Origin of the sequence: Xanthomonas sp. NCPPB 2922 (genome assembly GCF_041520885.1) — a bacterium.
Classification (GTDB): domain Bacteria; phylum Pseudomonadota; class Gammaproteobacteria; order Xanthomonadales; family Xanthomonadaceae; genus Xanthomonas; species Xanthomonas campestris.
The window spans coordinates 16,146-31,275 of sequence record NZ_JBGOFY010000004.1; the positions used below are offsets into that span (position 1 = coordinate 16,146).

The window sequence follows — 15,130 nt, forward strand, 5'->3', positions numbered from 1 at the left end:
AGCGATGTAGTCGTGTATCTGACGCGTGCCCACGCCTGTTCCGCATCGCGAGTAGGCAGGCTTTAAGGCGCTTTGCTTCTGTCAATCGAGTGGCCTTTGGACGCAACACATCTGCGACAGCAACGCAGTGGCAAGTCGAAGCGGACTCGCCCGCTGCGCGCAATTCGAACTACGGGTGAAAGCGGCCCCGAGCACTGGCGCTGACGCATGGCAGATTCATCCACACAGGGTGTGGATGAATCCTGGACAAGCATGTGGATAACTCGCATCAGCCCTTGCCGCGCAGCGGCCGGGTTTGCCATGGTCAAAAAATGACCAGCTGGCGTTATGCCGCTTGCAGGCTCAGTTCGCCGCCGCTGGTGACGAAGCGTTGGCCCTGCCGCAGCAGATGGCGACCGTCGGGGAGCTCATAGCGTGGTGTCGCGTGTGTCTGCGCGTGCCCCTGCGGCTGGTCGTCGCGGAACTCGATGATCACGTAGGGCTCGCCGTCTGCACCGACGGCCGGAAATTGCCGAAAAGACATCTCGCACCTCCTCAGTTTCAAGGTTGCAATGCGACCGTCAACGATCGCGCGACCGGTCTCGTGGCCGTTGTCGCGAGCATGCGCAGCGCCGTGTTACCGATGCGTCGTCAAGCGATGAAGCGCGAAATGACGGCGCCGGTTGTGGCTGCTTTTTAGCTTCTCGCGCTACGAGCGCGACACTTCGAGGGCTAGGCAGTGTTGCATTGCACACTGCCCAGCGGCGGGCTTGTTGTGCTGGATGCACGAACAAATCCGGCCAGCGCCAGCGTGCGCTACTGGCGCAGCATCAAAGCATCACGGTCCGCAGTGGCCGCAGCCAGCTCGGCACGTGCGGAGGCGATCCGCGCCTGTGCATCGATCAGCCGTACGCGGGCATCGTTGGCAGTTTCTTCGCGTTGATTGACGAGAAAAAAGTCGCCCGAGCCCAGTTCAAAACGGCGCCGCTCCGCCGCAGCGAGCCGGTCTGCCAGGCTGCGCTCCTCATCTGCGATGCCGGCCAGTCGCTGGGCGGCATTGAGCGAGATGACGATGGATTCCACTTCCACCGAAATCTGGTCGCGCAGGAAGCGACTGCGTTGATCCAGCGCCTCGATCTCCGCGCGTGCCTCGGCCACGCGGCCCTTGGCGGAACGATTTTCCAGCGGCACGCTGAAACGGAAGCCGATGATCGCATCGGTCGGCGAACGGTTTGGGCCACCCACGCCGGGCGCGCCCAGATCCTTGCTGACCTCGAAACTTACGTCCAGGCGCGGCTTCAGATCGTTCTGCGCCAGCATCAGACGGGCGGTGGCCTGATCGATGCGGGTCAGCACGGCGCGGTAATCGGGGCGTTCCACCGGCGCGGTGATCTTGCTGGCGCCGGCCAGACCTTCGAGCGCGGAGGTGTCGGCGGGCAGCCGCTCGGCGGACACGATCAGCGGCATGCCGGCGTCGTCGCGCAGATACAAGGACAACGCATTGGCCGCATTGGCGAAGTCCTGTTCCGAGCGCACCACAAGCGCACGGCGGCGCACCAGGTTCTGGTCGTTTTCGGTCAACAGAATGGTTGGCCGTGCGCCGAGCGTCACCTGCCGGGAAATGGCGTTGCGGCGGCGTTCGGCCAGCTCCAGCAGGTCCTTGTAGGCCCGCAGCTTCAGCCCGGCCGCGACCCAGCTCTGGTAGGCATCCACCGCGCGGCGCTGCACGCCAATCGCCACCATCTCCGCTTCGTACTGCGCCACGTCGATGTCGCCGCTGGCCACGCTGCGACGGGTGCGGCGCTCATCCACCACGCGGTCGCGCAGCAGCGCATACAGCGCACCGACTTTCACTTCGCCGCCGCGGTCGGTGTAGGACTTCTCTTCGTAGACCGGAAACGACCCGCGCGAGGACCGGTACCCGCCGTAGTAGTAGCCGCCGTTTTCCTCGAAGGGCCGCTTGACCGTGCTCTCGATCGAACTGCCGTCGTAATAGCCGGCCTCGCGCGAGCGGCCATCGATATCGAACACCGTATCGAACGCGCCATTGGCCGATAGCCCCTTGCCTTCGGCCTGGCGCACCTTGGCCAGCGATTCGACGATTTGCGGCGCCGAGCGGGCAGAGGACTGCAACACCTCGTCCAGGGTCAGGGCAGCGGTCTGGGCGAATGCCGCTCCGGGGCAGAGTGCGATCAACAGGGCAACAAAACGGTGCATTATTTCTTGCCCGTCGCGTCGTCTTCGGCCTTGTACGCCGCCGGCTTGGCCTTGCCGTCATCCTGCTGCGTGGCCGTCGGGCGGCGGTCGAATTCCAGCGGGAAGTTGTTGAGTTGGCGCCACAGTTCGTAGCCGACCCGCACGGTTTCGCCCTGCACCCAGCCGCGCACCTTGCCGCCCTGGCGCGCGAATTCCTGCGCCGGCCACGCCGGCTTGCCCGGCATGGGTTCGACCAGGATGCGGAACAGTCCGTCGGGCGCGGCGTTGGGGTCGATGGCACGCACGCGGCCATCGAACATGCCGTGCGCCACTGACGGCCAGCCGCTGAACTGGATTGCCGGCCAGCCTTCGAACTCCAGCCGCACCGGCCGTCCGGGGCGGATCAATGGCACGTCGCGGCCGTCGATATACAGCTCGACCGCACGCTCCACGCGTTCGGGCGCGATCACCGCGAGCACCGTGCCCGGCGACACCATCGCGCTGCCGCTGGCGGCGTTGAGCTGTTGCACGCGGCCGTCGCGCGGCGCACGCACCAACTGCGCAGACTGGCGATTCAACTGGATGTCGATCCGGGTCAACTTGGCGCGCGACTCGGCCAGCTTGGCATCTGCTTCGGCCACCTTGATCTGGGTCAGCTCGTAGTCACGGCGCCCGGCCAGGCCTTCGGCCAGCAATTGCCGGCTGCGCTCCACATCGATGCCGGCCACCGCGCGTGATTGCTGGATGGCGGCGATCTCGGCCTGCACCTGCGCCCGTTCGCTGGCCAGGCGGGTCAGCAGGTCCGGGTCCAGATCGCCGACGCGCGCGATCGGGTCGCCACGCGAGACATGCTGGCCGTCGTGCACGTACCACGTCTCGACACGGCCGGGAACGAAGGCGGTGACCTGCTGCTGGCGATCGCCCGGGTCCAGCGAGACCACCTGTCCCTTGCCGCTGGCGGTCTGCACCCACGGTGCCAGCGCCAGGATCGCCGCGGCAATGGCCACGCCGATCAGCAGCATCCAGGCCAGTGCCTTGGCGATGCTGGGCGGCCGCATCGCCGCCAGGGTGGGGAAGTGCGCGTTGCGATCAGCGGCCTGGCGCATCGTCTGCCTCCTGCATGGATGCGATCAGGGCATCGCGCGTGGCGTAGCGCTGCTGCTGTTCGGGTTGCAGGCGGAACCAGCCGTCCAGGGTGATGTCCTCCGGCCGGCCGGTGCACAACAAGGCGGTGGTGCCGGTGGCTTTCAAACGACGCAGGATCTTGGTCAGGCGTTCGGCCGGAATCAGGTCGTACAGCTGCGACAGCATCAGCACACGCGGTTGCACCAGCAGCGCGTTGGCCAGCTTCAGCGCCATCACCTCGCCGATCCACAACGGGTAGCCGGAGGCAGCCAGGCGCGTGTCCAGCCCCTTGGGAAGCGAGGCAATGCGGCTGCGCAAGCCCACCGCGTCGATGGCTTCCAGCATCGCTTCGGAGCTCACATTACTGGAGGCCAACGCCAGGTATTCGCGAATGGTGACCTCCACGATGGTGGGGCGGTCGAGCACGGTGACTTCCGAACGCAGCAGGTACATGTCGAAGGTGGCCATGTCGGCACCGCCCACCATCACCAGCCCGCGGTCGGGCACCACGTGCCGTTTCAACACCATGGCCAGCAGCCGCTCGGCACCGCCATCGGCCAGCGTCACCAGCTGTTCGCCGGCGGCCAGCGAAAAGTCGAACCGCGCGCCATCGATCACCACCCCATCCAGGCGGACCGCGCTGTTGCCCGGGGTCTTGCCCGGCGCCACCACGGCGCGTTCCTGCGGAATCGCGAACAGCAACGAAAGTTCCTCGGAGCTGGCGACCAGGTCGTAGAGCGCATCCAGGTAGGTGCCTAGCTGGGAGATACCGTAGAACACCGCGCTCAGGATCAGCTCGGCCGCCACCAGCTGGCCGATCGACAACTCACCGCGCAGGATCAGGTTGCCGCCCAGTGCCAGCAACGCGGCGCTGGCCACCGCGTAGACCAGCAGGAAGGAGGCGGTTTGGGTGAAGCTGTAGCTGAAGTGGCGCCGATGCCGATCGATATACGCGGCCGTAACCGCCTCGGAGCGATCCATCGCGAAATCGAGATGGCGGCTGGACTTGTAGAACCCGTTGGAGCCGCCGACGCTTTCCAGCCAGCGTGCGGCCTCGTGCTTGGCATGGCTCAGATCCACCGCGGTGCGGATCGACCCGCGCGACCAGAGCATCCAGATGCTGAAGATCACCAGCAGCAGCAAGGCGTTGAAGCCAAGGAAAAACGGGTGGTAGAAGCTGGTGACGATCAGCCCCACTGCCGACTGCAGCACGATGGTGAACGCACCGATGGACAGACTCGGCACGGCCTTCTGCACCACCACCAGATCGAAGTAGCGGTTGAACATGTCGCCGCGGTTCTGGTCGGCGAAGAACGGGTTTTGCGCATGCACGGCGCGCACCGTGATCTCGGCCACCACGCGTGCGAACAGGCGGCGTTCGAACAGCGCCATGACCCACACCCGCATCGCGCTCAGGCCGGCGACCAGCAGCAACAGGCCGAGCAACAATCCCGACAGGGTCCATAGCGGCGTGGGCAGCGCGGTGTTGGCCACGCTGTTGATCAGCAACTGCACCGAGATTGGCGTGGCCAGCGACAACAGACTGATCGCCACGCCGTAGACGATGGCCAGACGCACATAGGGCATGTCCGGCCCGACGATCTCCGCCAGCCAGCTTGCCGCTTCCCGCCATCCGATCTGTTTGCCCGCCGCCATTGCACTTCCGCTGATGAGTTCAGTGCAGCATTGACGAGTTCGTGCTTACGAACAAGGCCGGCGAGCTTATTTGCCGCATAGGATTTTCCTATGCGGCGGCGGCACGCAGCAATTCGGCGATAAGCCCGAACGCCGGCGCACGGCCGGCACCTTGTCGCCAGAGCAGGCCGATGTCGCGGTAATAGCGCCCACCCTTGACCGGCCGTACCACCACATCGTCGCCCTCGCGGATCTCCTGGCGCACGTACAGATCCGGCAGCAGCGCCAGGCCCATGCCCATGCCGGCCATCTGCCGGATCGCATCCAGACTGGTCCCTTCGTAATCGCGCAGCACGTTGGCGCCGACTTCCGCCGCAATCGCGGCCACCTGCTCGGCCAGGCGATATTCCGGCATCAGCGTCAGCAAGCTGGTGCCGCGCAAATCGGCGGGGGTGATGCAGGCCTTGGTCCGCAGCGGATGGTCGGCGGCCATGGTCACGTGCAACGGTTCGCGGAACAGGCGTTCGCTGTGCAGGCCGCGCCCGGCCACCGGCAACTGCGCCAGGATCACGTCGTGCACGCCAGTGGCCAGGTCGCTGGCCAGCACTGTTGGCAATCCTTCGCGCACATGCACGCGCAGCGCCGGATGCTCCCGGTGCAGCCGCGCCACCAGGCTGGGCATCAGGTACGCGCCCAGCGTGGGCGACACGCCGAGCCGGATGGTGCCGATCAGCGAATCTGCCGAGGTGGCGCGCACGTCTTCCAGGTCGGCCAGATCGAGCAGGATGCTGCGTGCACGCGCCAGCAGTTCGCGCCCCAATGGGGTAAGGATCGCCGGCCCGCCGCGTTCGAACAACGGCGCGCCGATGATGGTTTCCAGTCCCCGGATCTGCTGCGACAGCGAGGGTTGCGAAACACCCATCTGCTCGGCGGCACGGGTGAAGCTGCCGGTGTCTGCCAGCGCGACGAAATAACTGAGTTGGCGGATGGTGGTCCTGGGGCGGGGCATGGGTCAGCTCCTGGCCTCAGCGCGCTTAGGCGTGCATGCCGAGGTGGCCGTACGCGCGTGCCGCGTGATTGCAGCGATCAGCGAGCATGTGGCGGTCACTGATCGATGAACTGCAGCTTCGCCAACTCCGCGTACAGCCCGCCTTCGGCCAGCAGTTGCGCATGCGTGCCCTGCGCCACGATGCGGCCGGCGTCCATCACCACGATACGGTCGGCCTTGAGCACGGTTGCCAGGCGATGTGCGATGACCAGCGTGGTGCGGCCCTGCATCAAGCGGTCCAGCGCCTGCTGCACCGCGCGCTCGCTTTGTGCATCCAGCGCGCTGGTGGCCTCGTCCAGCAACAGGATCGGGGCGTCCTTGAGCAGCGCCCGTGCAATCGCCACGCGCTGCTGCTGGCCACCGGACAGGCGCGTGCCGCGCTCGCCCAGTTCGCTGGCATAGCCCTGCGGCAATGCGCGCAAGAAGATGTCGGCCTCGGCAGCCGTGGCGGCGGCTTCCACCTGCGCGTCGCTGGCATCCAGGCGGCCATACCGGATGTTGTCGGCGGCACTGGCGGCGAACAAGGTCGGCTGCTGCGGCACCAGTGCGATCTGCTCGCGCAGCAGCACTGGATCGGTCTGGCGCAGATCTACGTCATCGATCCGCACACTGCCGCTCAGCGGGTCGTGGAAACGCAACAGCATCGCCAGCACCGTGCTCTTGCCGGCGCCGGAGGGGCCGACCAGCGCCACGGTTTCGCCCGGCTGCACATGCAGGTCGAAGCCATCCAGCGCCGGCATGTCCGGGCGCTGCGGGTAGTGGAAGACCACCTGGTCGAAATGGATCGCGCCACGCACCGGCACGGGCAACGGCTGCGGGGTCGCGGGCGCGACAATTGCCGACTGCTCGTCGAGCAACTCGCCGATCCGCCCCATGCCACCGGCAGCGCGTTGCAGCTCGTTCCACACTTCGGCCAGCGCGCCCACCGAGCCACCGCCAATCAGTGCATACAGCACGAACTGGCCCAGCGTGCCCGGCGTCATCTGCCCGGCGATGACATCGTGCGCGCCCAACCACAGCACCGCGACGATGGCCCCGAAGATCAGCATGATCGCCACTGCGGTGACGGTGGCCTGGGTGCGGATGCGTACGCGCGCGGTCCCGATGGCTGCCTGCAAGGCCTGGCTGAAGCGGTTGCTCTCGTAGCCCTCGCGCGCATGTGCCTGCACCGTGCGCACCGCCCCTAGCGTTTCGGCGGCAAGCGTGTTGGCGTCGGCCACGCGGTCCTGGCTGGCCCGCGAGATCTTCTGCAGGCGTCGCGCGCCGAGCACGATCGGCAGCACCGCCAGCGGAATGCCGATCAAGGTGAAGCCGGCCAGCCGCGGGCTGGTGACGAACAGCATCACCAGGCTGCCGATCACCGTGACCGAACTGCGCAAGGCCACCGACATGGTGGTGCCGACCACGCCGCGCAGCAGTTCGCTGTCGGCCGATAGGCGCGACACCAGCTCGCCACTGCGGCTGCGATCGTGGAAGCCGGCATCCAGGCCAATCAGATGGGCATACAGGCGGCCGCGCAGATCGGCGACCACTTTTTCGCCCAGCAGCGCCACGAAATAAAAGCGCGCCGCCGTGGCCAGCGCCAGCACCACCGCCACCGCGAATAGAAGCGCGAAGGCCTGGTTGATCTGCGTTCCGCCGGAGAAGCCGTGGTCGATCATGCGCTTGACCGCAGCCGGCAGGCTCAGCGTGGCCGCCGAGGAGACCGCCAATGCGACCAGCCAGGCCGCGAACAGGCCGCGCTGGCGCTGCACGAAGGGCCACAGGGTGCGCAGGTTGCCAAGCTTGCGGAGTGGGGCAGGCTTGGCGGGGGGCTGGCTCATGCGGCTTCCGGTGTTGAGAGATGGACCCTGTTGCGAGTGGCGTCGCACAGGCGGGTTTTCAAGCCGGCGAGCTGATCCGCGGCCACTTGCACGCGCAATGCGGCGCCCTCGGTGTCGAATTGCTCGTCCAGCTTGTCGGCGTGGAAGGTCGATAGCGCGGCATGGACCACGCCCAGGTCGTCGAACGGGCAGCGCAGGGCCAGCAGCGACATCGCCACCAGTGGCCGGCGCATGGCCAGCCGCAGGCATTCGGCGGCCGTACCGCCATAGGCGCGCACCAGGCCGCCGGCGCCGAGCTTGATGCCGCCATACCAGCGCGTCACCACCACCACGACGCGGTCGTAGCCCTGGCCATCGATCGCAGCCAGGATCGGCCGGCCAGCGGTGCCGCTGGGTTCGCCGTCGTCGCTAGAGCGGTATTCCTGCCCATAGCGGTAGGCCCAGCAATTGTGCGTGGCATCCACGACCGCAAAGCGCCGCACCTGCTCCAGTGCCTGCTCGGGCGATGCCAGCGCGCAGGCCTGTGCGACGAAGCGACTGTGCTTGATCTCCAGGCTGTGGTGCGCGTCGGCGGCGAGGGTGTCTGGCATCGCGTGCATTCTATGCGAGCTGGTCGCGCGCGGCCGGGCGTGCGTCTCTGTGCGGACAGACGGGGGGCGTGGATAGATTGTGGCTCGGATGTGCGGCGCGCTATCCGCATGATCACTGACCAGCGTGGTGCTAGATCACTACAGCATCTGCGCGGGGTTCGCGCCGTACTCCTAGCCGCTGCGCTGGTCCGCAGCGACTGTTGCTGCCGCCGTGACGATCACACCAGGGTGGAGCGGCGCTTCTCGTCGATCCACTTCGATGCCTGTGCCGGCGTGTAGTGCTGCATCCACTCCAGCATCTGCTCGATGTCGGCGCCGTACCACAGGTCGCTGCGCTGATCCGGATGCAGGAAGCGTTCCTCGACCATGCGATCGATCATGCCGATCAGCGGCGCGTAGAAGCCTTCGATGTCCAGGAACGCGCAGGGCTTGTTGCCGATGCCCAGCTGCCGCCAGGTCAGCATCTCGAAGATCTCTTCCATAGTGCCGAAGCCACCGGGCAGGGCGACGAACGCATCCGACAGCTCGAACATGCGCATCTTGCGCTCATGCATGGAGCCGACGATTTCCAGTGTGGTCAGCCCGCGATGCGCCACTTCCCAATCGGCGAGCTGCTGCGGAATCACGCCGGTCACTTCGCCACCTGCGGCCAGCACCGCGTTGGCCACCGTGCCCATCAGCCCGACATTGCCACCGCCATACACCAGGCGCAGCCCCTGTTTGGCGATGAGGTCACCCAGGGCGATAGCGCGCTCGGCATAGGCAGGCTTGTTGCCGGCATTGGAACCACAGTAGACGCAGATGCTTTTCATGGGATGAGAATCGGGAGTAGGGAATTGGGAATGGGTAAAAGCAGAAACAAAAGCCGGAACGCATGACGCCGGACATAGGTCCGGCGTCAGCATGAAGAGCGAAGTGATGGGAACGCTCTTGCGATTCCCAATTCCCCACTCCCGATTCCCGGCTTAATTCGCCTTGTGAATGGCGCGCTTGCTCACCGCCATGGCGGCGTCGTGGATTGCTTCGGACAGGGTCGGGTGCGCATGGCAGATGCGTGCCAGATCGTCCGCCGAGCCGCTGAACTCCATCGTCAGCACACCTTCGTGCACCAGCTCCGAGACACCCACGCCCACCAGGTGCATCCCCAGCACGCGGTCGGTTTCGGCATCGGCGATCACCTTGACGAAGCCGGCCGGCTCGCCCATGGCCACCGCACGGCCGATCGCCGCAAACGGGAAGCTGCCGGCCTTGTAGGCAACGCCTTCGGCCTTGAGCTGCTGCTCGGTCTTGCCGACCCAGGCAATTTCCGGCTCGGTGTAGATGACCCACGGAATGGTGTCGAAGTTGACGTGCCCGGGCAGGCCGGCGATCAGCTCGGCCACTGCGATGCCTTCCTCGAAGCCCTTGTGCGCCAGCATCGGGCCGCGCACGCAGTCGCCGATCGCCCACACGCCGTCGACGCCGGTGTGGCAATGGCCATCGACCTCGATCTGGCCACGCTCGGTCACCTTGACGCCGGTGCCATCGGCCAGCAGGTTCTTGGTCGCAGCCTTGCGGCCCACGGCGACCAGCAACTTGTCCACGGTCAGGGTCTGCTCGCCGGCAGCGTCGGTGTAGCTGAGCACCACCTGCTTGGCGTCGCCGCTGCCGGTGATCTCGGTCTTGCTGACCTTGGCGCCCAGCTTGATGTCCAGGCCCTGCTTCTTGAATTCCTTCAGCGCGGTCTTGGCCACTTCGGCATCGGCCAGCGCCAGGAAATCCGGCAGCGCTTCGAGGATGGTGACCTCGGCGCCCAGACGCTTCCACACGCTGCCCAGCTCCAGGCCGATGACGCCGGCACCGATCACCGCCATGCGCTTGGGCACTGCGGTGAAGTCCAGGCCGCCGACGTTATCGACGATGGTGTCGCCGTCGAACTTGGCGAACGGCAGTTCGATCGATTCCGAACCGGCCGCCAGGATCACGTTGGTGCCCTTCAGCTCGATCTCGCCACCTTCGTGCTGAGTCACCTTGACGATGTTGCCCGGCTGCAACTGGCCGAAGCCGTAGTACGGGGTGATCTTGTTGGCCTTGAACAGCATCGCGATGCCGCCGGTGAACTGCTTCACGATCTTGTCCTTGCGGCCGATCATGGTGGGCACGTCCATCTTGGCGTCGTTGAAGCTGATGCCGTGGTCGCCGAACAGGTGGCCCATGTTCCAGAACTGGCGCGAGGAATCCAGCAGCGCCTTGGACGGGATGCAGCCCACGCGCAGGCAGGTGCCGCCCAGGGCGGGCTTGCCGTCCTTGCCGATGGCTGCGTCGATGCAGGCGACCTTCATGCCGAGCTGCGCTGCACGAATCGCAGCGTGATAACCGGCCGGGCCGGCACCGATGACGACGACGTCGAATTGTTCGCTCATTTCATTTGCTCACGGGAATGGGGAGTAGGGAATGGGGAATCGCAACAGCGCACGCGCCTGTCGCGTCCCATCCAGGTCCAGGCGGGAATGGAGCGGTCGATGGGCGCTTGTCCCATTCCCGAATCTCCATTCCCGATTCCCGGCTCTTAGAGGCCAAACAGCATCCGGCCCGGGTTTTCCAGCTGATTCTTGATGTCGACCAGGAACTGCACCGAATCCTTGCCGTCGATGATGCGGTGGTCGTAGGACAGCGCCAGGTACATCATCGGCGCGATCACGACCTGGCCGTTCTCGGCGATCGGACGTTCCTTGATCGCGTGCATGCCCAGGATGGCGCTCTGCGGCGGGTTGATGATCGGGGTCGACAACAGCGAGCCGAAGGTGCCGCCATTGGTGATGGTGAAGGTGCCACCCTGCAGGTCGTCCAGGCCCAGCTTGCCGGCGCGCGCCTTGGCGGCGTAGTCGGCGATGCCCTGTTCGACTTCGGCAAACGACTGGCGCTCGACGTTACGCAGCACCGGCGTCACCAGGCCCTTCTCGGTGGAGACGGCGATCGAGATGTCGCTGTAGCCGTGATAGATGATGTCGTCGCCGTCGATCGAGGCGTTGACCAGTGGGAAGCGCTGCAGTGCGTTGGCCGCGGCCTTGACGAAGAAGCTCATGAAACCGAGCTTGATGCCGTGCGCCTTCTGGAATTCGTCCTGCAGTTCCTTGCGCGCGGCCGACACCTTGGCGAGGTTGACCTCGTTGAAGGTGGTCAGCATCGCGGTGGAGTTCTTGGACTCCATCAGGCGCTTGGCGATCGTCTTGCGCACGCGGGTCATCGCCACGCGCTCTTCCGGACGGGCGCCAGACGCCTTGCCCACGCCGCCGGCCTTGGCGAAGTTGACGATATCTTCCTTGGTCACCGCGCCACGACGGCCGGTGCCGTCGACCTGCGACGGATCCACGCCCTGGGTGATGGCGGAAAAACGCGCACCCGGCGGCAGGCTGTCAGCAGACGACTTCGATGCAACCGGCGCGGCAGCGGCAGCGGCAGCCGGTGCCGGCGCAGCAGCAGGCGCAGCGGCCGCCGCCGGGGCATCGGCCTTCTTCTCTTCGGCCGGTGCGGCCGCGGCCACGGCGCCTTCTTCGATGATCGCCAGGATCTGGTTGCTGGTGACGGTGCTGCCGGCTTCGAACTTGATTTCCTTCAGTACGCCGTCGACCGGCGAAGGAACTTCCAACACGACCTTGTCGGTTTCCAGATCGACCAGATTCTCGTCGCGCTTGACCGCTTCACCGGCCTTCTTGTGCCAGCTGGCGATGGTGGCGTCGGAAACGGATTCGGGCAGTACCGGAACTTTGACTTCGGTGGCCATTCGGGGAGCGTCCTAGGGTTTTCGTTCTTTGGGGAAGAGGAGTTATTCAGCGACTTGGTCGTTGAACGGATTGAGCAGCGCATCGGCGACCAGCTTCTGCTGTTCGGCGATGTGGTCGGCCATGTGGCCGGCAGCAGGCGAGGGCGAACGGGCACGGCCGGCGTAGTGCAGGCTCTGACCGCTGGCCAGGCAGAAATTCAGGTGATGGCGAATCTGATACCACGCACCCTGGTTCTGCGGCTCTTCCTGACACCACACCACGTCGGCGGCATTGCCGAAGCGCTTGAGTTCTGCAGCCAGTTGCGCACGCGGGAACGGGTACAGCTGCTCCACACGCAGGATGGCAACGTCGTCCTGGCCACGCTTGGTCTGGTCTTCGAGCAGGTCGTAATAGACCTTGCCCGAGCACAGCACCACGCGCTTGACCTTGCTCGCGTCGGCCTTGGCATCGGGGATCAGATGCTGGAACTGCCCATCGGCCAGTTCTTCCAGCGTCGACACAGCCAGCTTGTGGCGCAGCAACGACTTCGGCGTCATCACCACCAGCGGCTTGCGGGTGGTCATGCGCATCTGGCGACGGATCATGTGGAAGCACTGCGCCGGGGTCGTCGGCACGCACACCAGCATGTTCTCCAGCGCGCACAGCTGCAGGAAGCGCTCCAGACGCGCGGAGCTGTGCTCCGGGCCCTGGCCTTCGTAGCCGTGCGGAAGGAACAGCGACAGGCCCGCGATGCGGCCCCACTTGGCTTCGCCGGCAGCGATGAACTGGTCGATCACCACCTGCGCGCCGTTGGCGAAGTCGCCGAACTGCGCTTCCCACACGCACAGCGCGTTCGGGTCGGTGGTGGAGTAGCCGTACTCGAAGCCCATCACCGCTTCTTCGCTCAGCAGCGAGTCGATGATGGTGGCGTCTTCGGGGTTTTCCACCAGCTGGCGCAGCGGCAGGTAATAGCTGTCGGTCTTCTGGTCATGCAGGATCGCGTGACGGTGGAAGAACGTACCGCGGCCCGCATCCTGGCCGACCAGGCGCAGCTTGTGGCCTTCGGCCAGCAAGGTGGCGTAGGCCAGATTCTCGGCAAAGCCCCAGTCACCGGCCTGATTGCCGGCGGCCATCTTGACGCGGTCTTCGTAGATCTTCGCCACGCGGGCGTGCAGTTCCACACCGGCCGGGATGGTGGTGATCAGCTTGGCCAGACGGTCCAGCTCATTGCGCTTGACGCGCGTATCGACCGGATCGGCCGCAGTGCCGACCAGATACTTGGACCAGTCGATGGCGAATTCGTCCGGCTTGCGCTTGGCCAATTCGGTGGTGTATTCGCCCGAATCCAGCTTGTTGCGGTAGCCATCCACCAGCGCCTTGGCCTCGTCGGCGCTCAGCACGCCATCGCTTTCCAGCTTGGTGGCGTAGAGCTCGCGGGTGGTCTTGTGCTTGCGGATGGTCTGGTACATCACCGGCTGGGTGGCGGCCGGCTCGTCGGCCTCGTTATGGCCCCAACGGCGGTAGCAGACCAGGTCGATGACCACGTCCTTCTTGAACTGCTGGCGGAACTCATAGGCCAGCTTGGACACGAACATCACCGCGTCCGGGTCGTCGCCGTTCACGTGGAAGACCGGCGCGCCGATCATCTTGGCCACGTCGGTGCAGTACAGCGTGGAACGGGCATCGTCGCGTGCGCTGGTGGTGAAGCCGATCTGGTTGTTCACCACAATATGCACGGTGCCGCCGACCGCGAAACCGCGCGCCTGCGACATCTGGAACAGCTCCATCACCACGCCCTGGCCGGCGAATGCGGCGTCGCCATGGATCAGGATCGGCAGCACGGTCTTGCGATCCGCATCACCGAAACGCTCCTGCCGCGACCGCACGCTGCCGACCACGACCGGGTCGACGATTTCCAGGTGCGAGGGGTTGAACGCCAGCGCCAGGTGGACCTGCTTGTCGTCGCCGACCGCGATGTCCGCCGAGAAGCCCATGTGGTACTTGACGTCGCCGGTGTGCGCGCGATCGTCGTGGGCGTGCTCGAACTTGCCCTCGAACTCGTCGAACAGCTTGCGCGGGTTCTTGCCCAGCGTATTGACCAGCACGTTGAGACGACCGCGGTGGGCCATGCCGATCACGATGTCCTTGACCTGGTCATTGCCGGACTGGCGAATGATGGTGTCCATCATCGGGATCAGTGCGTCACCGCCTTCCAGCGAGAAGCGCTTCTGGCCGACGTACTTGGTGTGCAGGTAGCGCTCCAGACCTTCGGCGGCGGTGAGCCGCTCCAGCGTGCGCTTGCGGCTGGCCGCATCGGCAGCGATCTTGCCGCCGGCATCTTCCAGGCGCTTGTAGATCCACTGGCGCTGGTCGAATTCGGGGATATGCATGAATTCGGCGCCGATCGTGCTGGCGTAGGTCGCCTTCAGGCGCTCCAGCAGATCCTTCAGCTTCATCCGCGGCTGGCCGCCGACGCCGCCGGTGCTGAACTCGCTGTCCAGGTCAGCCTGCGAGAGGCTGTGGAACGGCAGGTCCAGGTCGGGCGGGTTGACCGGCGGGGTCAGGCCCAGCGGGTCGAGCTGCGCGCCGAGATGACCGCGCGAACGGTAGGCGGTGATCAGACGACCGACATTGCGCTCGCGCTCGTCGCTGGCGCCCACGCCGGTACCGGCATTGGCAGCCTGTTTGGAGGCGCTGAGAATGTGGGCAATTGCCGCCGAGTGCGGCACATCACCGGCATCGCGACCGTTGAAGCCGTCGAAATACGCCTTCCACTTCGGATCGACACTGTCGGGGGCGACGAGGTACTGCTCGTACAGATCCTCGATATAGGCGGCATTGCCGCCGGCGAGCTGCGATGACTGCGCGAACTGCTTTAGGAGATTATCCACGATGGTAAGTCGGGTCTGCTGTGGGGATGATTGTGCGGAAGCGGCAGGGCGAGTTGCCCTATCGGTCGATCTCAAATCTCGAAAAATTATACCCCCTTGC

The 15,130-nt window shown here is 65.6% G+C and carries 11 protein-coding genes; all 11 read right to left on the reverse strand.

The features are described 5' to 3' along the window. Positions 1–325: 325 nt before the first annotated feature. The 11 genes from ACD584_RS06715 to ACD584_RS06765 all read right to left on the reverse strand — a co-directional run bounded on the left by ACD584_RS06715 (position 326) and on the right by ACD584_RS06765 (position 15,105). Positions 326–523: a hypothetical protein gene (locus ACD584_RS06715; RefSeq protein WP_014507319.1), complete on the reverse strand. Its 198-nt coding sequence runs from the start codon at positions 521–523 to the stop codon at positions 326–328. 272 nt (positions 524–795) lie between these two features. Then, entirely contained in the window at positions 796–2,196 is a 1,401-nt protein-coding gene (locus ACD584_RS06720; RefSeq protein WP_267130904.1) for a TolC family protein, read from the reverse strand. Then, a complete protein-coding gene (locus tag ACD584_RS06725; RefSeq protein ID WP_011036665.1) occupies positions 2,196–3,281 on the reverse strand; it encodes an efflux RND transporter periplasmic adaptor subunit in 1,086 nt (361 codons plus the stop codon). Before ACD584_RS06725 ends, ACD584_RS06720 begins: the two co-directional genes overlap by 1 nt. Continuing rightward, positions 3,265–4,956 carry an ABC transporter ATP-binding protein gene (locus ACD584_RS06730; protein WP_076036018.1) on the reverse strand — a complete coding sequence of 564 codons (1,692 nt, stop codon included), beginning with the start codon at positions 4,954–4,956 and terminating at the stop codon, positions 3,265–3,267. The genes ACD584_RS06725 and ACD584_RS06730 overlap by 17 nt, the downstream gene beginning before the upstream one ends. An 88-nt stretch (positions 4,957–5,044) precedes the next feature. Next, positions 5,045–5,944: a hydrogen peroxide-inducible genes activator gene (locus ACD584_RS06735; protein ID WP_011036667.1), complete on the reverse strand. Its 900-nt coding sequence runs from the start codon at positions 5,942–5,944 to the stop codon at positions 5,045–5,047. A 95-nt stretch (positions 5,945–6,039) separates the two neighbouring features. After that, positions 6,040–7,806 (reverse strand): ABC transporter transmembrane domain-containing protein, encoded by a 1,767-nt coding sequence (locus tag ACD584_RS06740; RefSeq protein WP_076036017.1) that lies wholly within the window; start codon positions 7,804–7,806, stop codon positions 6,040–6,042. Beyond that, entirely contained in the window at positions 7,803–8,405 is a 603-nt protein-coding gene (locus tag ACD584_RS06745; RefSeq protein ID WP_070692810.1) for a YigZ family protein, read from the reverse strand. Before ACD584_RS06745 ends, ACD584_RS06740 begins: the two co-directional genes overlap by 4 nt. Before the next feature lie 209 nt (positions 8,406–8,614). Further along, positions 8,615–9,208: a TIGR00730 family Rossman fold protein gene (locus tag ACD584_RS06750; RefSeq protein WP_175611517.1), complete on the reverse strand. Its 594-nt coding sequence runs from the start codon at positions 9,206–9,208 to the stop codon at positions 8,615–8,617. A 153-nt stretch (positions 9,209–9,361) separates the two neighbouring features. Beyond that, positions 9,362–10,798: a dihydrolipoyl dehydrogenase gene (lpdA, locus tag ACD584_RS06755; protein ID WP_070692813.1), complete on the reverse strand. Its 1,437-nt coding sequence runs from the start codon at positions 10,796–10,798 to the stop codon at positions 9,362–9,364. Positions 10,799–10,944: 146 nt separating this feature from the next. Then, a complete protein-coding gene (gene sucB, locus ACD584_RS06760; protein WP_070692816.1) occupies positions 10,945–12,159 on the reverse strand; it encodes a dihydrolipoyllysine-residue succinyltransferase in 1,215 nt (404 codons plus the stop codon). 42 nt (positions 12,160–12,201) lie between these two features. Beyond that, positions 12,202–15,105, reverse strand: coding sequence for a 2-oxoglutarate dehydrogenase E1 component (locus ACD584_RS06765; protein WP_175611516.1), 2,904 nt, complete (start codon positions 15,103–15,105; stop codon positions 12,202–12,204). Between the last annotated feature and the right edge of the window lie 25 nt (positions 15,106–15,130).

Excerpts from the sequence above, each read along its gene's own strand:
- ACD584_RS06730 (WP_076036018.1), bottom strand. The coding sequence starts at position 4,956 with ATGGCGGCGGGCAAACAGATCGGATGGCGGGAAGCGGCAAGCTGGCTG.
- lpdA (WP_070692813.1), bottom strand. The coding sequence starts at position 10,798 with ATGAGCGAACAATTCGACGTCGTCGTCATCGGTGCCGGCCCGGCCGGT.
- ACD584_RS06750 (WP_175611517.1), bottom strand. The coding sequence starts at position 9,208 with ATGAAAAGCATCTGCGTCTACTGTGGTTCCAATGCCGGCAACAAGCCT.
- ACD584_RS06715 (WP_014507319.1), bottom strand. The coding sequence starts at position 523 with ATGTCTTTTCGGCAATTTCCGGCCGTCGGTGCAGACGGCGAGCCCTAC.
- ACD584_RS06745 (WP_070692810.1), bottom strand. The coding sequence starts at position 8,405 with ATGCACGCGATGCCAGACACCCTCGCCGCCGACGCGCACCACAGCCTG.
- ACD584_RS06735 (WP_011036667.1), bottom strand. The coding sequence starts at position 5,944 with ATGCCCCGCCCCAGGACCACCATCCGCCAACTCAGTTATTTCGTCGCG.
- ACD584_RS06725 (WP_011036665.1), bottom strand. The coding sequence starts at position 3,281 with ATGCGCCAGGCCGCTGATCGCAACGCGCACTTCCCCACCCTGGCGGCG.
- sucB (WP_070692816.1), bottom strand. The coding sequence starts at position 12,159 with ATGGCCACCGAAGTCAAAGTTCCGGTACTGCCCGAATCCGTTTCCGAC.
- ACD584_RS06720 (WP_267130904.1), bottom strand. The coding sequence starts at position 2,196 with ATGCACCGTTTTGTTGCCCTGTTGATCGCACTCTGCCCCGGAGCGGCA.
- ACD584_RS06740 (WP_076036017.1), bottom strand. The coding sequence starts at position 7,806 with ATGAGCCAGCCCCCCGCCAAGCCTGCCCCACTCCGCAAGCTTGGCAAC.